Below are 21671 nucleotides of genomic sequence, written 5' to 3' on the forward strand. Positions count from 1 at the left end.
AGCGTAGCCAAATTTTTTATTGGGCCGAATTTGTGTTTACCTAACAATTTTTTAATACCAAATTATGATACTTTTTTGTTCTTTGATTTTGGGCTTGTAATGGAGTCAGAGTTTCTTGAATATTTTTCTGACTTGTTAGATTTAGGTGGCTTTAATAAACAAGTTAATGTTTTTGATTATGATTTTAATATTATTGTAGAGAACTGGATTCTTAAGCATGATAATTTATTAAAATATATAAAAAGAATAATAGGTTATGTGGATGATAATGATGATAATGATGATAATGGAATTATTATGGCAGATACTGATTTAAATTGGGTTGCAGTTCAGGATATACCTGTTAATTGGGGTGTTTTTGCATTTCAAAGTTCAAAAAAGAATCTATAAGGTTATTCAATATGATGGATCGAGATTAGTTCGTAGACATTGAAAGATTTAAGGCTATGGATAAATTATTAATAAGAGAGTTTGGAGAGGAATTTATAAATGTTTTATTAAGCAATTACGGTAATATTCGTAGCAAGCCGTAGCCTGCGTAGGCAGCTTGTATCCGGTACGCACGCAGTTTCTGCCTTTCAGACGACCTCGATTCTTTTTCGAGGTCGTCTGAAATATTTATTTCGTAACAATCTAAGCCAAAATCGCCTACAAATACGGCCAGGACGGTCTGCCGACCCGGCGTACCAATGCGCTGGGCCATACCTTCGGTTACCATTACGACAAAGCCCGCCGCCTGGTCGGCCTCACCAATGAAAACGGTGCGCGCTACCGCTTTGCCTACGACGTCCTCGACCGCCTGATTGCCGAAAGCGGTTTCGACCATAAACTGACCGGCTACCGCTACAACGCCGGCAACGAACTGGTCGAGCAGCGCGAATTCGGCGACGACGCCTCCCTCGCCGCCAAACTGTTGGTGCAACTAAGAAATTTTGCAGTTCGTGATCAAGAAGTTCTCATCAAAGGCGCAATTCCAGCAGAAGCAATACTTGGCTTTGTATAACTTAGAAGGTATTTACCATGAAAGAATTATTAGAAAAACTTGAAAATAATAGTTTTATTGATAAGGTCAGAATGAATCTTGAATTCAACGTAAAGGGCTATCAAGAATTATTAAAAATTTTGAATGAAATTAAGCATTATATTTATAATCATAATCTCATTGAAAAAAGACTAGCGTCAAATTTATATGAAATACCAAAATTAACACATATCTGGTATCTCAATTTAAAAGATGATCCAAATAAAAATGAATCTTCTATTGTTAATCAACTTGAAGATGCATGGATAGAGTTAGATTCAATAATTGGAGAAGAAATTCTTGGCCAAGGACAATAAATCCATCTTAACAAACATAGATAGTAGTTCAAACTCGACGGACAGTAGTCATAGATTAGGATTAGATTGAGCCCCACCAAAAATCAAGGTCGTCTGAAATCAATTTTCAGACTACCTTGCCTATGTCCCACCCTTACCCTGCTTCAACTACAACGGAAACGGCCAACTCATCGCCCAGCACCAATGGAAAGTGCCGTCCAAAGAAGAGAGCGCCCGAAACGGCCTGCCCGAAACCGACTGGCGCGATGCGCAGTACGACATGCTGTACCTGCCCGTTACCGAAACCGTCCGCTACCACTACGATTTCAACGGCAACCTGACCCACAGCACCGACCAGCGGACGGGCACGGCCAAGTTCGAGTACGACAGACTGGGCAGGATTACCAAATGGAGATAAATTTGGCATTAGGCACTCGTCAAGACATGGTGAAACACTGGATTTCAATGTCAAAAGACTTCCACGAGATTTTAAAATCCATCAAAAATGATATAACACTAGGATATTTTTATTATGCATAAGCTTAGAAAACATATGTATATTGATAAAAAGTTAAAAGCCAAAGGATACCGCGATTTAAATGATTATATTGATAAAAGGAGTAACGAAATATTAGATGATGAAGTTTGGCTATGGAGAACCAAGGCCGGCATACAAGATGATTTTCCTGAATTATCAAATTGCGAGATTATTGAAATATTAAAGGATGTAATGGCTAACATCGTAAAAAAGGGAGGAGTTATTTGTGATTATTCCAATGGAAAAGCATCACATATAATAAAAATATATGATGACTTATCCTCTCCATTACTAATATCGGATATCGTTAATTTCTTGCTTCTCAATCCTGACTATGGAAGTGATGGAAATGGTATTTGGTATGAATAACAAACCTTGAGTGAATCCCCCCCTTCCTAGCAAACCGTAGCCCATATGTAGGCTGCGTGTCCCAAGGTTCACACGCGGTTTCTTACTCCAAAGTATTTATAAAGTGTAAAAAATATAAAGCGTAGCAAGATAATAGGAAACAGAAAAAAGGCGCTAGAAATTCTGATAGTTCTAAAAATGAGAAACATGGAGATGGTGTAGATCATTTAAAGCAGCTGAAAAACGGATTAAGGAATTACAAGAGCATATTAAACCTAGAATGCCTAAAAAAGAGAGGCTTAGTTTAGAGAAAAAATAAGTAATATTAAGAAAACTGTGGAACGAAAAGCAAAAGGTGTAGAACGTAGCAAAGGATCAAAACGATGAAATTAAACCTATCTCCGTTTAAATCTGTAGGTCTATTTAAGTTTGGAGAAAATATTGATAAATATATTTCTATCCTACAATTCTTTAAATACAGCCCGCCGGATGAATTTGGAGTATGTGAGTATAAATCTCAAGATGGTAGTTTTTTTATTACTGTGAGAGAAAATAAAATTGATTCTATATTTTGCTATAAAGAACTATTTTACAAAGATACTAATTTAATTGGATTAACTATTGATCAGTTTAAAATAATTACTGAGAGCAATTTTATAGGTAAAATAGATGAGTTAGATTTTGAAGATGATGGCATCCCACAATTTGTTTATGAATTTGAAACAATAGGATTGCAAGTTTGGGAGAAAAATAGCAGGATTGTTACTATTATAGCAAGTCCATATATAGAAGATGATTAGCCTGCGTAGATTATGTCAAGTTCCGACAAAACACATCAAGGCCGTCTGAAATCAATTTTCAGATAACCTCTCCTTATAATTTTCATCCAAAAAATACCGGAAGAGGTGTCGATGGGAAAGTCGATCAGCCATCAGCAATGGTTTTCCGCAATGGGGTAAGACAGCGAATTAAATTTAAATTTACAAAATAGCAAGGAGTATTTTTATGAATTTAAGATTTACAATTACAATTTTTGGTAATAATTTTAATCCTAGTAAAATAGTTAATAAACTTGATACTTCTCTTGAAGTTACTAGCTATTTTGATACTGGAGAAAAAGATGAAATTGGTAAAATAAATGATTATGACTGTCTGGAATTAAACCACAAAAATGAATTTTCAAAAGAATATTGGGATAGTGAATATGAACAGGAATTCGTAGATTTTTTTAGAAAAAATTATCAATTATTAAGATTAAATAATGCTGACGATTTTAGAATTTTTATTGAAGCTTTCTATTTAGATCAATGCAATTTTGAAATTTTCAATAATGAATTATTGGCAGAGTTAACAAAATATAAAGTTAGCCTACCAATAAGTGTTTATTATTATAATAATGATTGATATCATATTTTGTAACATATGTATTGAAACGCTTAGGTTTGGTCAATACCCAACAATCCAGAAAGGTCGTCTGAAAAAATCCAAATTCATCTTTCAGACGACCCTATCCCACAAGAGGAAATATTTATGAAAAACATAAATGATATTTTTGTTGGGCAGAATTTTTCTTTACCCAACAATTTTTTAATACCAAATTATGATACTTTTTTGTTCTTTGATTTTGGGCTTGGAACACAGTCAGCGTTTATTAAGGATTTTTCTGACTTATTAGATTTAGGTGGCTTTAATAAACAAGTTAATGTTTTTGATTATGATTTTAATATTATTTTAGAGAACTGGATTCTTAAACATGATGACTCATTAGAATACGTAAAAAGAATAGTAAGCTATATAAATGATAATGGTGATAACGGAGTTATTATGGCAGATACTGATTTAAATTGGGTTGCGGTTCAGGATATACCTCTTAATTGGGGTATTTTTGCATTTCAAAGTTTAAAAAAGAATCTATAAGATTATTCCATATGATGGACCGAGATTGGTTTGTAGACATTGAAAGATTTAAGACTATGGAGAAGGTATTAATAAGAGAGTTTGGAGAGGAGTTTATAAATGTCTTATTAAGCAATTACGGTAATATTCGCAGGGATGGGTAACCGCCAAGTAAGCGTAAATATTGTCGCTTGAGTTAATCTCGAAAGTTGCAAATATTGATTTAAGCTGTAGGTTAGATCGAGTACTCTCATCTTAATGGAAATTTGGCATGATAAATTTCCCTTTAGGGATTCGGAACATTGGAAAAAGGAGTTGTGCCGCTTTATGAATTTTTATAATACGGTAAAGCCACAGAAGAGCTTGCACCTTTTGAGGTCTTACAGGCTTATTTTCTCAACCTGTTGTGTAAACAACGTTGTGTTTCCTTATAAAATAATATGTTGAAATTATTTATCTCATCATTTTTAAACCTATTATTTATTTTGTACTTAACCAGAGAACTGAAAGGACTTATTAGCTTCATTCTAAACATTTGTAATGGAAATATAAGCAATTATATTTTAGGAATAGTAGAGATTTTATTCTATTCCTTTTTAAGTTTAAGTATTATTTTTTTATCAAAAAACTTAGCATCATTGATAGCAAAAAGTCAAACTATTCAATTATTATTATTAGTTATAATTTGCTTGTTTTTAGATATAATAGCGTGCTTATTTATGTTTAGAATCTTCTTTATAACCTAATAGTGGCCGTAGATTGGGTCGAGACCCAATAAACACCAAGGTCGTCTGAAATAAATTGCCTGACGACCTTTCCCCATTTCTCCTCCTACTTCAACTACAACGAAAACAATCAAATCACCCGTTATCACCGACACCGAACGAGATAAACTGCATCGCTAAATCTATCGTATTCAAACTAAACTCGTCAGCCACTTGATTCTTTAGGTTGAATTATCCCCTCCCCTGAGCAAGGCAGCAAAGGTCATCTGAAAGAGGAAACCAAGGTAACGGATATCACTTATCAACCCTTCCGCCTGCAAAACCAGTATGCCGACCGTGAATCAGGGCTATATTACAACTTCTTCAGGTATTACGAACCTGATGCAGACCAGTTTGGGGTCAGTATCCGATTGGGTTATTTTGGGATATTAATTTTATGCTTTTGAACCGGATACTACGAAATAGATAGATACATTAGATTGGTTTAGATATTATGGGAATTGATGTGGACCAGACTGGACAAAGGGGGAAGAACAATACAGTAAGCTTCGAGAAAATAATGGATATTATGTCGAACCAATGGGAGTATTAGATATAGATTGTAGACAACATGATATTTGCTATGTTAAATGTAGGGAACAATTCTCATATTCAGAATTAGAAAAATATAACTGTATGGTAAGGTGCGATGACACTCTTATGAATACATCTAAAAATATCCAACATATCCTAATTCTTCATCCTGATTTTTCTATAAAGCGTTGGGACCTGAACTTGCCAAAATCCACTATCTATCAATAAAACCATTAAAAAACATCTACAAACCATAGGTGATTTTATGAAAATCTGTAAATATTTTTTATTATATTTATTTATATATATAATCTTATTTATAATAAACCCTTGGATTTTAGAATTAATTAATATTACCATAACACTTCCATGGTCCATTATTGAAGAAGATATTATTACTTATTTTGGACTAAACCTGAATCCTACTGTTGATAATATCTTTTATCGAAGAATAATACACTTTACTTACGTATCAATTAGCCTTTTTATAAATATATTTATTTTATATAATTTTATCTGCAAATTTAAGAAACTTTTTAAAACACCCAAAGAAAATAAATGAATCAGATAAATTATATTATATAAAAGATAATAGAAGATGATGAAAACAAAAATGGAATTGGATTCCTACAATTAAAATTAATGAATTGTATTTTGATAAAATTTATACTGATTATAAGAAAATATTAGATGGGTTAAATGCAAATATTTTTTCAGAAAATGAAGATATTTATAACTCTTTTATTTTTAAAGAAAATGGAATTAACTCATTAATTTACTTTAAAAAAAAATGGCCAATTTGCAGGAATGGAACTAAAAAATAATCTTTTTTATAAAGATATAAATTTAATTGACAAGGATATTGAAGAAATAAAAAAATTTTTGGTTATGATTCTTTAGTTTTAGATAAATATGATAATGTAGATTGTGATGATATTAGAGCGATATTTTGGTTTGAAAATAACAAAGTCGAATCAGTTACAGTATATTAATAAATAATGAGAAATATAAATATAGGGTAATTAGTGGTCCGTATGTCCTCAATCCCGACGTAGAGTGTGTGCTGTACGCGCAGATGCGTTTTCTGCTTTTCAGACAACCTCGAAGCCCAAACTCCACTGGGATTACTGAATTCAAACGCGATATATTGGAACGCTTAATCCCCCCCCTAGCCCGCGATGGCGGCGACAAGGTTCAGAAAACCGTTTACTGATACGACTTGAAGGCAACCTCGTCCGAGCCGCCAACAGCCAAAGCATCACCTGATTCAACTACAACGAAAACGGCTGACTCATCGTCCAACACCAATGGAAGTGTCGAGCAAGGAAGAGATCACTCGAAACGGATTGCCCGAAACCGACTGGCGCGATTTATAGTGACAACGATGTCATCGCTAACATCGAACGCGATAATGGGCTCTTTCTTATAATGCTGCCCCTAAAAATAAAATGTTAAGGATGGTTCTATGTGTAATGACGATTATCATACTGATGATTTTTTACAAGCTAGTTATTTTCTTAAACATGAAGATTATCAAAAAGCTTTTTATTTTTTGAAGAAAGGAGCCTTGCAAGGAGATGTTAATTGTTATAATAATTTAGCAGTTTTATATGATATTGGATATGGGATTGAAAAAAATCCACTTTTGGCGCTTAAATGGTATAGAAAAAGTTGGCAATATGAAGGGAAAAGTGGTGGGGTATGTTCTAATATTGCATCACTTTATGTCGGTTTAGGTAATATAAGGCAGGCTAAATTTTGGTGGAATAAAGCAATATTAGAATTAAATGATGGAGATGCAGCTCTTGATTATGCAAAATTCTTAATTAATAGGAAAAACAAGAGGGATTATCATAAGATAATAGAATTACTTAAGTTTGCTATCAAGAGCGATTATATTACTGAAATCTCCAAGGAAGAAGCTGGTCAATTATTGAAAAATCTAGAAAGTACATAAAGTTATGTAAACCATATTAAAGATCAAACCGTATAGTGAGGTCGTCTGAAATTAATTTCAGACGACCTTTTATTTAGATTCAGGCTTGTGATTTAAGCCACTTGGGTCTGATGCTCATCGCCGTTGCGTTCGCGGATTTTACCCAAACGGTAAACGGTTTCGCCTTGTTCGGTTAAGAATGCCTGCACCGCATCAGCATCTTCTTTGGCAATCACGACCACCATGCCGATGCCGCAGTTGAAGGTGCGGTACATTTCTTGCGTTTCCACATTGCCTGCCTGTTGCAGCCATTGGAACAGCTTGGGCAATTCCCATGCTTTGGCGTCGATTTGGGCGACGGTGTTTTCCGGCAGGATGCGCGGCACGTTTTCGGTAATGCCGCCGCCGGTAATGTGTGCCATGCCTTTAATGGTGAATTTTTCCAAAGCGGCGAGGATGGGTTTCACATACAGGCGGGTTGGGGCGATGATGGTTTCGCGCAAGGTTTTGCCGTTGTCAAACTCGGCGTCCAAATCGGGATTGTCGCGGGCGATGATTTTGCGGACGAGGGAATAGCCGTTGGAATGGGCGCCGTTGGAAGCTAGGCCCAACACGATGTCGCCCGCTTTGATGCTGCGGCCGTTGATGACGCGCTCTTTTTCGACCACGCCGACGGCGAAGCCTGCCAAGTCGTATTCGCCTTCGGGGTACATGCCGGGCATTTCGGCGGTTTCGCCGCCGATGAGGGCGCAGCCGGATTCTTCGCATCCTTGGGCGATGCCTTTAATCACGTCGGTAGCGCGGGCGACGTCGAGTTTGCCGCAGGCGAAATAGTCAAGGAAAAACAAAGGCTCAGCACCTTGAACCAAAATATCGTTGACGCTCATGGCGACGAGGTCGATACCGACGGTGTCGTGTTTGTCCCAGTCGAAGGCGAGCTTGAGCTTGGTGCCCACGCCGTCGGTGCCGCTGACGAGGACGGGATTTTTGTATTTTTTGCTGATTTCGACCAATGCGCCGAAGCCGCCCAAATCACCCAACACTTCGGGACGCATGGTGCGTTTGGCAAAAGGTTTGATGTTTTCGACCAGTTGATCGCCTGCGTCAATGTCAACGCCTGCGTCGCGGTAGCTCAGTGAAGTGCTCATGAATGGGTTCCTTATCGTGATTGGGACGGAAAAACGATGGGGCGTATTTTACCTTATTTTGCAGGCGCGGGCTTGGATTTTTCGGTGATTTTGTAAACAATCTGAGGTTTCAGACGACCCCGTTTATTCTGTTATACTGGACGGTCAGGGGTCGTCTGAAAACGATTGCGGCGGCTCCCGCTGAAACACACATGGAAAGGCTTTATGTATCAGAAAAAAACGCGCGGCATGAAGCCGTGGATCATTATGGGCTGCGTGATTGCAGCTTTTGTCTGGCTGCTGTACGCGCTGGGCGACATCCTGACGCCGTTTATTGTGGCGGCAGTGTTGGCTTATGTGTTGAATCCGCTGGTGGAATGGTTGCAGAAGAAAAAGATTAAACGCGGCCCCGCGTCCATGATGGTGATGGTATTCGCTTTGCTGTTGCTGCTGTCGCTGATGCTGATCATCGTGCCTATGCTGATCAACCAGTTCAACAATATGGTTAGCCGCATTCCCCAAATCGTCGATTTTACGCAAAACAGGCTGCTGCCTTGGCTGAACCATGTGGCGGGCAATTATGTACATATCGATCAGGCTTCGGTGGTCAAATGGTTGCAGTCGCATACGGGCGAATTGAGCAACACGCTCAAAGCTTGGATGCCGACGCTGATGCGCCAAAGCGGCAACGTCATCAGCGGCATGAGCAACCTGATCCTGCTGCCGCTCTTGCTGTATTATTTCCTTTTGGACTGGAAACGCTGGTCTTATGGCATCAGCGCGTTGGTACCGCGTCGCTTTATCGACACTTATACGCGCATCACAAGCAATATGGATGAAGTTTTGGGCGAATTCCTGCGCGGACAGTTGATGGTGATGCTGATTATGGGGCTGGTGTACGGGGTCGGGTTGATGTTGGTCGGACTCGATTCGGGCTTCGCCATCGGTATGATTGCCGGTATTTTGGTGTTTATCCCGTATTTGGGCGCATTTACCGGACTTTTGCTGGCAACCGTCGCCGCTTTGCTGCAATTTAGCACATGGCACGGTCTGATTATGGTGTGGGTTGTGTTCGGTATCGGACAATTCCTCGAGAGCTTTATCGTTACCCCGAAAATCGTCGGCGACCGCATCGGCCTGTCGCCTTTCTGGGTGATTTTCTCGTTGATGGCGTTCGGACAACTGATGGGCTTCGTCGGCATGCTCGCCGGCCTGCCGCTTGCCGCCGTAACCTTAGTCCTGCTGCGCGAAGGTGTGAATGCTTATTTCCACAGCCGTTTTTACAAACACAAATAAAAGGGCAAAAAGGTCGTCTGAAAACGGATATGAGGTTTCAGACGACCTTCTAGCCTTTCTTCGACAGCCATGTTGAACAATTTTGCACTTTGGTTTATATCCGGTTTTCTGTCGATGTTGCTATGGGAAGTGCTTCCCGTAGACGACGGATACAGCTTCCGGAAAAAATGAAGGTGTTAATCCTGTTTTCCATTTTCATGGCTGTTTTGCAAACCTTTTTCTTTCCGACACACACTCCCTGAAATCATTTAAACAAAGGACCATATGTTAGCCATCATCGGCGGCAGCAGCCTGACCAAGCTGCCAGAACTGAGCATCACCGACCGCAAAATCGTCCGCACCCCCTACGGACTGACCAGCAGCCCCGTCTTAAGCGGCAAACTGGGCAGTCAGGACATTTTCTTCCTCGCGCGGCACGGCTTCGGCCATACCGTCGCACCGCACGAAATCAACTATCGCGCCAACATCTGGGCGTTGCATTCCATAGGTGCGGAATACATCGTCGCCGTTTCCTCCGTCATCAGCATCAACGACCGCTTTGAAAACGGCGCACTCGTCCTGCCCGACGACTTGATCGACTACACCTACGGCCGCAAGGACACCTTTTTTGAAGGACAGGAAGAACCGGTCGTACACACCGATTTTCTCGAACCCTACTCCGCCGGGCTGCGCGAAAAAATTGCCGAACACGCGCAACAGCACCAAATGCCCTTATACACCCAAGCCGTTTACGGCTGCCTGCAAGGCCCGCGCTGGCCGACCCGCGCCGAAATCCAACGTTACCGCCGCGACGGCGTGGACGTATTGGGCATGACCGGAATGCCCGAAGCCTTTCTCGCACGCGAACTGGGCATCCAATACGCCCACTTCTGCGGCATCACCGACATCCGCTGCCTCAGCGACGGAGCGGACGGGACGGAATGCGGCTTGGAAACTGAGCTTGCCATCGGCAAAATCCGTCGTTTGCTTGCGGGTTTGTAAAGGGTGAATGTTTCCCTCTTGATTCTTTAAACCATGCAAAAAGGTCGTCTGAAAATTTTCAGACGACCTCATCACTAAGATAAATACGGCAGAAACAATTTGACATTCAAACCAACACTTCAGTCCTGCAACAAACTAATAAGACAAAACCGTTTGCAATCCGTCGATTCATGATTCCGGCTTATCCGCAGCCGGTTTTTTCTTACGCGAGCGACGGCGTTTGCGATTCGGCTTGCCATCCGCGCCATCGCCTTGCCCGTGTTGCCGACGCTGTTGTGTGACAAGCGTCATTTCCACGCGGGCTTCCGCATCTGTATGTTGGAACTTCGTCCACCATTCGACCAAATCCCGCTCCACTTCGCCGACCTCTCCGCGCAACACAAGGAAATCGTAAGCCGCACGGAAACGCGCTTGCGCCAGCATTTTGTGCGGACGCGCGCCGCGTGTGTAGTCGAATTGCGGCTGAAGCTGCCAAATTTCCCTCATGGTCGCGGCAAAACGCTGCGGCACACCCCAGCCTTTTTCCACCGTCTCGCGCATGGTGTTCATTGCTTCGGATAAAGCATGCGCAGGTTTTTGACCGCGTTTGATGTTGTCCTGCCAATGACGGTTCAAAACCGGCCACAATACAGCAGCAAGAACAAAGCCCACTGATACGGATTTGTCTGCGCGCAAACGTTCGTCCGTATTTTTCAAGGCGAGAGAGATAATGCGGTTTTCAGGTTTTGTGGCCGATTTGAGCGCAGTCAGAAGCGGATGGACGTCGTCTGAAACGCCTAGGGAATTCAATCGTTTCAGACACTCTCTGGCATAACCGGAAAACAGCAGTTTCATGATTTCGTCAAACAGGCGCGCTACGGGTTCGTGTTTCAGACGACCTGCCTGTTCCGGAATCGGTGCAGCGGTGTTTTCTTCCACGTCAAACCCAAGTTTGCCCGACAACCGCACTGCCCTCAGGATGCGGACAGGGTCTTCCTGATAACGCTCCGCCGCATTGCCGATCATCACCAGCTTGCGGTCGGCAATATCGCCGACACCGTGGTGAAAATCGATGATTTCTTCTTTAATCGGGTCGTAATAAAGCGCGTTGCAGGTGAAATCACGGCGCATGGCATCTTCTTCCATGCTGCCGTAAGTGTTGTCCTTCATAATCCTGCCGTGCGCATTCTGCTGCACTTTACCGCCACCCCTAAAGGTCGTGACCTCTATGGTTTCCGGCCCGACCATGACGTGTACGATTTGAAAGCGTCTGCCGATGATGCGGCTTCTGCGGAAAATCTTATGAACCTGCTCTGGCGTCGCATCGGTGGCGATATCGAAGTCTTTAGGCTCGACACCCAGCAACAGGTCGCGAACCGCCCCGCCGACAACATAAGCCTGAAAACCTTCGTCATGCAGACGGCGGACTACCTTTTCCGCCGCAAAACTCAACATATCCGCGCTGATGTAGTGCCTGTCGAAAGGAAGGATTTCCTTCGCCACAGGCACTTGCTTCGGCTGCTTTCCGGGTAAAACTTTATGCAACCATTTTTTCAACATAAAACTCTTTCCAAAATAAAAAGAGGTCGTCTGAAACCGGCGGCGAAGCCTTTGCGCAATATTCTGCCGGGAATACGGGCAAAATATTATGCAAAGGCTTCAGACGACCTACCGTATCGCATTAAAAAATAAGGCGGCATTATACCCGAAACACCATAAACCCTGAAAATATAGTGGATTAACTTTAAACCAGTACGGCGTTGCCTCGCCTTAGCTCAAAGAGAACGATTCTCTAAGGTGCTGAAGCACCAAGTGAATCGGTTCCGTACTATCTGTACTGTCTGCGGCTTCGTCGCCTTGTCCTGATTTAGTTAATCCACTATATAGTCGAATATCTAAAAACCGTAACGGCGTTATCAGTTATAATAAAAGGCTGACACAAACCTGCACGGAACCGTATCATGTATCACTACAAATCCGAAGCCACCCAATTCCTCGACAAACTCATCGAAGACAATCCGCAGCTGGAAACACAACGCCTTGAAAACCGCCATCTGCTGTGGGATGTCGAGCTGGACCCTCAAGAACAAAAAGAATTCGAAGCCGCCAAAGTCGCCAAAAAACCTTATACCTACTACCAAGACTGACGGCCATACGGCATGACCACCCAGACACACAATATCGACCCGGCGCTGCAAGACTACCTCAACAGCATCGGCGAAAAAGAGCATCCCGTACTGACCTCCCTGCGTTCGCGCACGCAATCCCACCGTTTAGGGAAAATGGCGATTGCCCGCGAACAGGCAGCCTTGCTGACTTGGCTCGCGCGCCTGCTCCAAGCCGAAAACTATCTGGAAATCGGCGTGTTTACCGGTTACAGCAGCACCGCAGTCGCCCTAGTCCTGCCCGAACATGGCAAAATTACCGCCTGCGACATCAACGTCACCTTTACCGATATCGCCCGCGAAACCTGGCAGGCAGCGCAAGTCGCCCATAAAATCACCCTCCACCTCCAGCCCGCCCTGCTGACCCTAGACGACTTGATAAGTCAAGGCGAATCAGGCAGCTACGACTTGGCGCTGATCGATGCCGACAAACCGCCCACCCCGCAATATTTCGAACGCTGCCTGCAACTGGTTCGCAGCGGCGGCGTTATCGCCATCGACAATGTCCTACTGAACGGGCGCGTTATGGGTGAAGCAGAACGCGATGCCCCGCCCAGCCTAAACATACTCCAGTCCTTCAACCGCAACCTGCCCGACGATTCCCGCATCGTACCCATTACCCTGCCCGTCGGCGACGGTCTGACTTTGCTGCTTAAAAAATAAAATGAACAAAACCCTTCCCATCCTGTTTGCCGGCATCCTCCTGCTCAACGCCTGCGCCTCTACCGCCCCCAAACCCAAATCCGGCGATACCTTCATGCTGCCCGATATTCCCACCGCCGCAGCCGAATCCTCTGCCATTCCCTATCCCGATTTGAACACGATGACTCAAATCGAACGCTTGGGTATGCAGGTCGAACGTTTGGAGCGCGAAATGGAAAACACCAACCAGCGCCTGCAACAACTCGAAAAACAAAACAAAACCCCGCGCCACGCCCATAGAAAAGTACCCGCCCAGCGTTTAGACGACCAAAAGCTCAAAAGCACCTATCTGGCAAACGGCGGCACCGCGCCTTCTGAGGCCGACTCTGCCGACCAAAACGAAACTCGCCTCTACAACCAAGCCCTCAAATACTATCAGCGCAACAATTACGCCGCAGCGGCCGCAGTCTTAAAAGGAGCAGACGGCGGCAACGGCAGCGAAAGCGCCCGACGCAATATGTATCTACTGCTGCAAAGCCAACAGCGTATGGGCAACTGCGAATCCGTCATCGAAATCGGCGGCCGCTTCGCCAACCGTTTCCGCAACAGCCCGCAAGCCCCCGACGCGCTCTTCAGCATCGGGCAATGCCAATACAAGCTGCAACAGAAAGACATCGCCCGCAACACCTGGCGCAAACTGATACAGAGCTACCCCGGCAGCGCCGCCGCCAAACGCGCCGCCGTCAGCATCAAGCAACGATAACTTTTCAGACGACCTCCCATATTCAAAGGTCGTCTGAAATCATTCATTGAATAACGTTTTATACACTAGGAGCAAATATGGTCAAAATCGGCATCATCATGGGCAGCAACAGCGACTGGCCCGTCATGCAGCAGGCAGCGCAGTTTCTCAAAGAGTTCGGCGTCGAATACGAAGCCCGCGTCGTGTCCGCACACCGCACCCCCGATTTAATGTTCGAATACGCCGAAACCGCCCGCGAACGCGGCATCAAAGCCATCATCGCGGGCGCAGGCGGCGCGGCGCACCTGCCCGGCATGGTTGCCGCCAAAACCACCGTCCCCGTATTGGGCGTACCCGTACCCAGCAAATACCTGCGCGGCGAAGACTCCCTGCTCTCCATCGTGCAAATGCCCAAAGGCGTTCCCGTCGCCACTTTCGCCATCGGCGAAGCAGGAGCCGCCAACGCCGCCCTGTTCGCCATCTCTCTGCTTGCCAACGAAAACCCCGAGCTGGCGCAAAAACTTGCCGACTTCCGCGCCAAGCAGGAGCAAACCGTTTTAGACATGGAACTGCCTGAGGCATAACCATCGAATTCATCTGAAAGGTCGTCTGAAAATGGTGCAAACAAAATATTTGATTTCGTTTACCCCATTTTCAGACGACCTTTTTTTTAATCACTCAACCCTCTGAACAACAATGAACAAAACTTTTGCAGCCATTCTACTCGCCGCCCTACTCTGCGCCTGTCAAAGCCCGAGCAAACCAACCCAAGCGACTGAAGCAATATCCACCCGACAAGCACAAGACACAACGGGCAACCTGATTATTTTCTACGATAAAGACATAGGCTCAGGTCCATTGATGAAGGCAGTGAACGATTCCGGCGCGAGCTTGGTTTACGAATACAAAAAACTGCACGGAATTGCCATTCGTCCATCAGCCAAAACCAATATTCAAGATGCCATTGCTTATTTCCAAAAGGTAAACGGCGTATTGTCAGTCGAACAAGACCGACTGATGAAACTTCAATAAGAGTCAGCACTTAAATCAGCACACCTTTTGGAAGCCGATTATGTTTGAAGCTTTTATGATAGACTGATTTTTTAGTTTACAATGTATACTACCTATTGCCTTCCTTTCAGGCAGGAATACGTTATAAAAAATACACAGAAAAAATAAAACGAATGGGAACATGATGGCAAACCGTATTTTCAGTATAAAATTCATAAAACCAATTAATTACCTCATTTTATTGCTACTTATTTCGTTTTCATTTCTCCTTAATACCGATGAATTTTACATCATAGACTATATAACTGATGGGGATGTCTATAATTTATCCAATTTACAAGGTGAAATAAACGACAACCCCATGATTATTAAATTATTTTTAATAATAAACAATATTTCTATTCTATTCTTTCTATTAGGAAGAAAGTTTATTGGCATTTTCTGTTTCATCCTTACAGCGTATTTTTTTGTCCATTTAATAGGCGACCTAGATTTATTGTTTCATATCATTTGCTCAAGTATAAAACTTAAAAATTTATGGCTGACTTTAATACTCGTTTTGTATTTTTTACTGTGCTTGATTAACCTTTTTCCCCTGTTCAGTTCTGTGAAAAAATAAAAAAAGGTCGTCTGAAAACCCAAAATCCGGTTTTCAGACGACCTCTTTGCTTTTTAAATTCAAATCAAACCATTTAAGCTCAAATCGTACCGCTGCCTTGCGCTTTCGGTTTGGCGGTACCGAATTCCAGTTTGCTCAAGGCGGAGAGGTAGGCTTTGGCGGTGGCGACCAAAACGTCGGTATCCGCGCCCTGACCGTTGACGACGCGGTTGCCTCGCGCCAGACGGACGCTGGTTTCGCCTTGGCTTTCCGTGCCTTGCGTTACGGCGTTGACGGAATAAATCTGTAAAGTCGCGCCGCTTTGCGCTACGCTCTCAATCGCTTTGAAAATCGCATCGACAGGGCCGGAACCTGTGGCGGATGCGCGTTTTTCTTCGCCTTTGATGCTGAACACGATGTCGGCACACGGCTCTTCGCCGGTTTCGGTGCTGATTTTTTGGGAGATGAATTTGTAGCTTTCGGCGTTCATGCTGCCCATTTCGTCGGACACCAGCGCGTGCAGGTCTTCATCGAAGATTTCGCGTTTTTTGTCGGCGAGTTCTTTAAAGCGGGCAAACGCGGCGTTCAGCGCCTCTTCGCTTTCCAACTCGATGCCCAAATCCGCCAGTTTGCTGCGGAACGCGCTGCGACCGGACAATTTGCCCAAGGTCAGACGGTTGGTTGACCAGCCGACCGATTCGGCAGTCATGATTTCATAGGTTTCGGGGTGTTTCAACACGCCGTCCTGATGGATGCCTGATTCGTGTGCAAAGGCGTTTGCGCCGACCACCGCCTTATTGGGCTGAATCGGATAGCCGGTAATGGTGGACACCAGTTTGGATACCGGCACGATTTGCGTGGTGTCGATGCCGGTTTCCAAGCCGAAAAGGTCATGGCGCACTTTCAACGCCATCACGATTTCTTCAAGGCTGGCATTGCCTGCGCGTTCGCCCAAACCGTTGATGGTGCATTCCACTTGGCGCACGCCTGCCTGAACAGCGGCCAGCGAGTTGGCAACCGCCATACCCAAGTCGTTGTGGCAGTGGGTCGACCAGACTATTTTGTCGCCGTTGGGCACGCTTTTGATGATGTTGCTGATACGCTCGTACCACACGGAAGGGATGGAGTAGCCGACAGTATCGGGAATATTGATGGTGGTCGCGCCCGCTTCGATAACCGCCGTAAAGATTTTGGCGAGAAAGTCCAAATCCGAACGCACGGCGTCTTCGGCGGAAAATTCCACATCGTCGGTGTATTCTTTGGCGATTTTCACTGCTTTGACCGCCGCATCGATGACCTGCTGCGGCTTCATTTTCAGTTTGTGCTCCATGTGGATGGGGCTGGTGGCGATGAAGGTATGGATGCGTTTTTTCGGCGCGGGGGAAACGGCTTCGCCTGCCTTACGCACATCGTTTTCAACGGCACGCGCCAGCGAGCAGACTGTGGACTTGGTGATGATTTTGGCAATCGCATTGACCGACTCGAAATCACCCGGGCTGGCGGCGGCAAAACCCGCCTCAATCACATCCACGCCCATTTTCTCCAACTGGCGGGCAATGCGGATTTTCTCCTCTTTGGTCATGGATGCACCGGGCGACTGCTCGCCGTCGCGCATGGTGGTATCGAAAATAATTACGCGGTTGGTCTGTGTCATTTCTGTTCTCTCCAGAGATTCGTTTTTTTGTAAAAAAGCATTCAAATCCAGCGGCCTGCCTTGCGCTTCCGCCAGCGCGGTCAGCTTTTGCAGTTGCGCCAAAGGCAGCGACCCGCGCGTGCGCCATTTATAGATGGCAGCGGTTGTTGCGGCATTTTCGGGATCGTGCTGTTTCAACGCTTCGGCAAGTGCATTCACGCCGCCGAAATAAGCAACTAAGCGGTCAATGTCTAATTGCATGATGTTCCTTGTCCAAACTTTATCGAAATTATGGTTTGCTTTGGAAGGGGATTATACGCATTTTAGACAAAACGACAATCTATTTTTCTAAAAATACGGATTTACTTTTTAAATCCAGAATTATTTTATACATTTTGTCCAATTTAGTTTCAAAATCTTAAGTACAAAAAGCAAGCGACACATACCTGCTGCCAAATAATGAATAGGCATTACAGTCCAAACTGCGCCCGCTTATTTTGAATGTCTAGCACACCATAACGGCAATACATCGTAAGCCGAAATATATAGTGGATTAAAATAAAAATGAGACAAGGCGGCAACGCCCGCCGTGTACGGGTAGTACATAAGGGCGTTGGCAACGCCGTATCATTGCAATTTTAATCCACTATAGTAAACTTGCCGCCGGTTTCCCTTCCTCCTTCCCTCCATGTTCCCCATTATCCCGACCGACCGCGCCGCTGCCGAATGGCGCAACGAAAGCACGCAGAAGCCGCCCAAGCAGGCGGTTTATGTGCATGAAAGCAATGCCGCCGATATTCTGAAAAACGCCCACGCCCACACGGCAACCGTTTGGACGGGCGATTTCCACAACGCCAAGCAAGTTTTGGCAGCGATGAAAAAGCGCGTCCGCAGGTCGTCTGAAAAAACAAAAAACGCGCCTACCGATATTCAGACGACCTTCCACACCCACCGTATGAAACAGGCGCAGCAAAGCCGCGTGCTGAATATGCTTGCCGTCGAAATCGGCGCGGGTTTTCAGTTAAGCAACCCGCGCGCGCCCGACGTCCGCGCAGCCCTTGCCGATGTGTACGCCGAGCCGAACGACGCGCCGTTTTTACTGCCGCTTAACCAGCTTTTGGGTTTCATCGGCGCACACGAATGGCACAAAAAAGGCATAGACATTCCGCAGCTTGGCGGCAAAATCCATGTTCCCTTCGGCGTGTTCTCGCCCCTGCGCGGCGAATATTTGGACTTAATCGCCCAAGCGCCGTTGAATCCACATATTCAGACGGCGTTCGACGTCGGCACAGGTTCCGGCGTTATCGCCGCCACCCTTGCCAAACGCGGTATTCCCGACATCACTGCCACCGACACCAACCCCAAAGCCATCGCCTGCGCAACCGCCAACCTCGCCCGCTTGGGGCTGGACAAACAAGTCGTCGTCCAAGCCGTCGATTTGTTTCCCGAAGGACGCGCCGACCTGATCGTCTGCAACCCGCCGTGGCTGCCCGCCAAACCGACTTCCGCCGTCGAAACCGCCCTCTACGATCCCGACAACGCCATGCTGACCGCCTTCTTAAACGGCGTGCGGCAGCATTTAAACCCGCAAGGCGAAGCGTGGTTAATCATTTCCGACTTGGCAGAACATCTACACCTGCGCGACCGCGATTTTCTGGAACAATGTTTTCAGACGACCTCTCTAGAAGTGGTCGATATTCTGAAAACCAAACCGCGCCACCGCAAAGCCGCCGACGAATCCGACCCGCTCGCCTTCGCCCGCAATCGGGAAACCACTTATCTCTATCGTTTGAAAGCGAAGTCCTGATATACAATTAGGTCGTCTGAAACCCGTTCCCGCCATTCCCATGCAACTGATCAAATACCTTCAATCCCAAGGCATAGGCAGCCGCAAACAATGCCAGTGGCTGATTCAAAACGACTGTGTCGAAATCAGCGATACGGTCTACAACGACGCCAAAGCCGACATCGATCCCGCCGATGTCCAAACGCTGCGTATAGACGGCGAAGACATCGTTGTCGTGCCCATGCCTTATTTTTATATCCTGCTCAACAAGCCTGCCGATTACGAAACCTCGCACAAACCGCAGCAATACCCCAGCGTTTTCAGCCTTTTCCCCGACCATATGCGCAATATCGACATGCAGGCGGTCGGCAGGCTGGATGCGGATACGACGGGCGTTTTGCTGATTACCAACGACGGGCAGTTCAACCACCGCGTTACCTCGCCGAAACACAAAGTACCCAAAATCTACCGCGTTACCCTGAAGCATCCTGCCGATGACAGCCTGTGTGAAACGCTGAAAAACGGCGTCCTGCTGCACGACGACAACGAAACCGTCCGCGCTGCCGAAGCTGTTTTGGAAAACCCGACCACCCTGCTGATGACCATTACCGAAGGCAAATATCATCAAGTCAAACGTATGGTCGCCGCCGCCGGCAACCGCGTCGAACACCTCCATCGGGACGAATTTAACGGACGAACGGTAGAAAATTTAGCCTCAGGGGAGTGGAAATTCATCACGGTTTAAAAATTTTGAAGTTTTTTCAAAAAAATTTTAACCATTATGATTTTTTTATTTGTTTAAAAACATGATGATATGATTGTTAAGATGCCATTAACCAAACTTAACGTCATCATTCGTGAACTATTATATAATTCGCGTGTCTGAGTAGCACTTGCTTCGAGAGAAGTGAGTAAGTGAGTAAGACGTTTTCCCCGTAATGTGTTTGGCCATCTATACTTTTCCCCTTAGTATAGATGGTTTTTTTTATCTGCGATTTTCTCAGTCCCCTTCCCCAGTATCATTTGAACCGTCTCCCTGCATCCTATTGAATTCCCGTTCAGACGACCTTATCATCAACCCATTCCCACTTTCCCCGCAGAAACACCATGCAAAACATCCAAGACTACGTCCGCCGCACCGCGTCCGCCGCCAAGCAGGCTTCCTATATTGTCGCTGCCGCCGTGACCGCGCAAAAAAACGCCGCGCTCCTGCGCACCGCCGAACTCATCAAACACCACCAAACCGCCATCCTCGCCGCCAACGCCCAAGACATGGAACAGGCCGCGCAGAAAGGTTTGAACGACGCCCTACTCGACCGCCTGCGGCTGACCGAAAAAACCATAGACGCCATGTGCGAAGGTTTGCGCCAGATTGCCGCCCTGCCCGACCCCGTCGGCGAGATGGACGAATTCCGCACCCGCGAAAACGGCCTGCAAATCGGCAAAATGCGCGTACCGTTGGGCGTTGTCGGCATCATTTACGAATCCCGCCCCAACGTAACCGTCGATGCCGCCGCCCTCTGCCTCAAGTCCGGCAATGTCTGCGTCCTGCGCGGCGGCAGCGAAGCCTTCAACAGCAATATGGCGCTCTCCAAACTGATTACGCAGGCGTTAGTTGAAAACAGCCTGCCCGCAGCAGCCGTCAGCCTGATTGAAAACACCGACCGCGAAAGCGTCGGCGCCATGCTGCAAAGCCCCGAATTTATCGACGTCGTCATCCCGCGCGGCGGCAAATCGCTGGTTTCCCGCATCGCCGCCGAAGCCCGCGTGCCCGTCATCAAACACCTCGACGGCATCTGCCACGTCTATATCGACCGCACCGCCGACGCCGAAAAAGCCGTCAACATCGCCTTCAACGCCAAAACCTCGCGCTACGGCACCTGCAACACCATGGAAACCCTGCTCGTCCACCAAAGCCGAGCCGCCGAAATCCTACCCGTATTGGCGGAAAAATATGCCGCCCGCGACGTCGAGCTGCGCGGCTGCCCGCGTACCCTGTCCATCCTGCCCCACATTCAGACGGCCTCCGAAGAAGACTGGGACACCGAATACCTCGCCCCCATCCTCTCCGTCAAAATCGTCGACAGCCTCGAAGAAGCCGTCGCCCACATCAACACCCACGGCAGCCACCACACCGACAGCATCGTAACCGAATCCTACACCGACGCCCGCACCTTCCTGCGCACGGTCGACAGCGCCAGCGTTATGGTCAATGCCTCCACCCGCTTTGCCGACGGCTTCGAATACGGCCTCGGTGCGGAAATCGGCATTTCCACCGACAAAATCCACGTCCGCGGCCCCGTCGGCCTACACGGGCTGACTTCGCAGAAATGGATTGTGTTGGGCGACGGACAGGTACGGTCGTAACTCCTTCGCTT

Annotated in this window: 22 protein-coding genes; 19 read left to right on the forward strand and 3 right to left on the reverse strand. The window is 46.0% G+C overall.

Features of this window, described 5'->3' with window-relative positions:
- The 9 genes from HMPREF1028_RS03005 to HMPREF1028_RS12925 form a co-directional block, all read left to right on the forward strand.
- Nucleotides 1-390, forward strand: a 390-nt coding sequence (locus HMPREF1028_RS03005) for a hypothetical protein (protein WP_349267050.1), incomplete at its 5' end; no start/stop codon positions are given.
- Between the two features lie 304 nt (nucleotides 391-694).
- The gene (locus HMPREF1028_RS13240; RefSeq protein WP_232203793.1) at nucleotides 695-1003 is read left to right on the forward strand and encodes an RHS repeat domain-containing protein; all 309 of its coding nucleotides are present in this window, start codon (nucleotides 695-697) and stop codon (nucleotides 1001-1003) included.
- A gap of 17 nt (nucleotides 1004-1020) precedes the next feature.
- Nucleotides 1021-1338: a hypothetical protein gene (locus HMPREF1028_RS03020; protein WP_009311310.1), complete on the forward strand. Its 318-nt coding sequence runs from the start codon at nucleotides 1021-1023 to the stop codon at nucleotides 1336-1338.
- Nucleotides 1339-1528: 190 nt separating this feature from the next.
- Entirely contained in the window at nucleotides 1529-1735 is a 207-nt protein-coding gene (locus HMPREF1028_RS03025; protein WP_009311312.1) for an RHS repeat protein, read from the forward strand.
- A gap of 135 nt (nucleotides 1736-1870) precedes the next feature.
- Nucleotides 1871-2224, forward strand: a complete 354-nt coding sequence (locus tag HMPREF1028_RS03030; RefSeq protein ID WP_232203773.1) for a hypothetical protein — start codon at nucleotides 1871-1873, stop codon at nucleotides 2222-2224.
- Between the two features lie 362 nt (nucleotides 2225-2586).
- Nucleotides 2587-3003 (forward strand): hypothetical protein, encoded by a 417-nt coding sequence (locus HMPREF1028_RS03035; protein ID WP_009311317.1) that lies wholly within the window; start codon nucleotides 2587-2589, stop codon nucleotides 3001-3003.
- A gap of 205 nt (nucleotides 3004-3208) precedes the next feature.
- Nucleotides 3209-3607, forward strand: coding sequence for a hypothetical protein (locus HMPREF1028_RS15075; protein ID WP_009311318.1), 399 nt, complete (start codon nucleotides 3209-3211; stop codon nucleotides 3605-3607).
- A gap of 126 nt (nucleotides 3608-3733) precedes the next feature.
- Nucleotides 3734-4120 carry a hypothetical protein gene (locus HMPREF1028_RS03045; protein ID WP_009311319.1) on the forward strand — a complete coding sequence of 129 codons (387 nt, stop codon included), beginning with the start codon at nucleotides 3734-3736 and terminating at the stop codon, nucleotides 4118-4120.
- Nucleotides 4121-6862: 2742 nt separating this feature from the next.
- A complete protein-coding gene (locus tag HMPREF1028_RS12925) occupies nucleotides 6863-7354 on the forward strand; it encodes an SEL1-like repeat protein (RefSeq protein WP_009311321.1) in 492 nt (163 codons plus the stop codon).
- Between the two features lie 92 nt (nucleotides 7355-7446).
- Here HMPREF1028_RS12925 and purM read toward each other — a convergent pair whose 3' ends face one another.
- Nucleotides 7447-8481, reverse strand: coding sequence for a phosphoribosylformylglycinamidine cyclo-ligase (purM, locus tag HMPREF1028_RS03060; RefSeq protein WP_009311322.1), 1035 nt, complete (start codon nucleotides 8479-8481; stop codon nucleotides 7447-7449).
- A gap of 204 nt (nucleotides 8482-8685) precedes the next feature.
- On the opposite strand from purM, the gene HMPREF1028_RS03065 reads away from it, so the two are divergent.
- On the forward strand, nucleotides 8686-9756 hold the full coding sequence (locus HMPREF1028_RS03065; RefSeq protein ID WP_009311323.1) for an AI-2E family transporter: 1071 nt from the start codon (nucleotides 8686-8688) through the stop codon (nucleotides 9754-9756).
- A 264-nt stretch (nucleotides 9757-10020) separates the two neighbouring features.
- Entirely contained in the window at nucleotides 10021-10737 is a 717-nt protein-coding gene (locus HMPREF1028_RS03070; protein WP_009311324.1) for an S-methyl-5'-thioinosine phosphorylase, read from the forward strand.
- Between the two features lie 168 nt (nucleotides 10738-10905).
- Here the strand turns inward: HMPREF1028_RS03070 and HMPREF1028_RS03075 are convergent, their stop codons facing one another.
- Nucleotides 10906-12276: a polynucleotide adenylyltransferase PcnB gene (locus HMPREF1028_RS03075; RefSeq protein WP_009311325.1), complete on the reverse strand. Its 1371-nt coding sequence runs from the start codon at nucleotides 12274-12276 to the stop codon at nucleotides 10906-10908.
- 401 nt (nucleotides 12277-12677) lie between these two features.
- On the opposite strand from HMPREF1028_RS03075, the gene HMPREF1028_RS03080 reads away from it, so the two are divergent.
- The 5 genes from HMPREF1028_RS03080 (at nucleotide 12678) to HMPREF1028_RS03100 (ending at nucleotide 15297) form a co-directional block, all read left to right on the forward strand.
- Entirely contained in the window at nucleotides 12678-12863 is a 186-nt protein-coding gene (locus HMPREF1028_RS03080) for a DUF3460 family protein (RefSeq protein WP_003761287.1), read from the forward strand.
- A 12-nt stretch (nucleotides 12864-12875) separates the two neighbouring features.
- Nucleotides 12876-13544 carry an O-methyltransferase gene (locus HMPREF1028_RS03085; RefSeq protein ID WP_009311326.1) on the forward strand — a complete coding sequence of 223 codons (669 nt, stop codon included), beginning with the start codon at nucleotides 12876-12878 and terminating at the stop codon, nucleotides 13542-13544.
- Between the two features lies 1 nt (nucleotide 13545).
- A complete protein-coding gene (locus tag HMPREF1028_RS03090) occupies nucleotides 13546-14286 on the forward strand; it encodes a tetratricopeptide repeat protein (RefSeq protein ID WP_009311327.1) in 741 nt (246 codons plus the stop codon).
- Nucleotides 14287-14363: 77 nt separating this feature from the next.
- Complete coding sequence (purE, locus tag HMPREF1028_RS03095) at nucleotides 14364-14849, forward strand: 5-(carboxyamino)imidazole ribonucleotide mutase (protein WP_009311328.1); 486 nt, start codon at nucleotides 14364-14366, stop codon at nucleotides 14847-14849.
- Nucleotides 14850-14961: 112 nt separating this feature from the next.
- A complete protein-coding gene (locus tag HMPREF1028_RS03100; protein WP_009311329.1) occupies nucleotides 14962-15297 on the forward strand; it encodes a hypothetical protein in 336 nt (111 codons plus the stop codon).
- Between the two features lie 677 nt (nucleotides 15298-15974).
- Here HMPREF1028_RS03100 and HMPREF1028_RS03110 read toward each other — a convergent pair.
- Nucleotides 15975-17768, reverse strand: coding sequence for a 2-isopropylmalate synthase (locus HMPREF1028_RS03110; RefSeq protein ID WP_009311331.1), 1794 nt, complete (start codon nucleotides 17766-17768; stop codon nucleotides 15975-15977).
- 427 nt (nucleotides 17769-18195) lie between these two features.
- On the opposite strand from HMPREF1028_RS03110, the gene HMPREF1028_RS03115 reads away from it, so the two are divergent.
- From HMPREF1028_RS03115 to HMPREF1028_RS03125, 3 genes are all read left to right on the forward strand, one after another.
- Nucleotides 18196-19314, forward strand: a complete 1119-nt coding sequence (locus HMPREF1028_RS03115) for a class I SAM-dependent methyltransferase (protein WP_009311332.1) — start codon at nucleotides 18196-18198, stop codon at nucleotides 19312-19314.
- Nucleotides 19315-19354: 40 nt separating this feature from the next.
- Complete coding sequence (locus HMPREF1028_RS03120) at nucleotides 19355-20038, forward strand: 16S rRNA pseudouridine(516) synthase (protein WP_009311333.1); 684 nt, start codon at nucleotides 19355-19357, stop codon at nucleotides 20036-20038.
- Between the two features lie 362 nt (nucleotides 20039-20400).
- The gene (locus tag HMPREF1028_RS03125) at nucleotides 20401-21660 is read left to right on the forward strand and encodes a glutamate-5-semialdehyde dehydrogenase (protein ID WP_009311334.1); all 1260 of its coding nucleotides are present in this window, start codon (nucleotides 20401-20403) and stop codon (nucleotides 21658-21660) included.
- Nucleotides 21661-21671: the final 11 nt, after the last annotated feature.

It is taken from the genome of Neisseria sp. GT4A_CT1, from assembly GCF_000227275.1.
GTDB lineage: Bacteria > Pseudomonadota > Gammaproteobacteria > Burkholderiales > Neisseriaceae > Neisseria.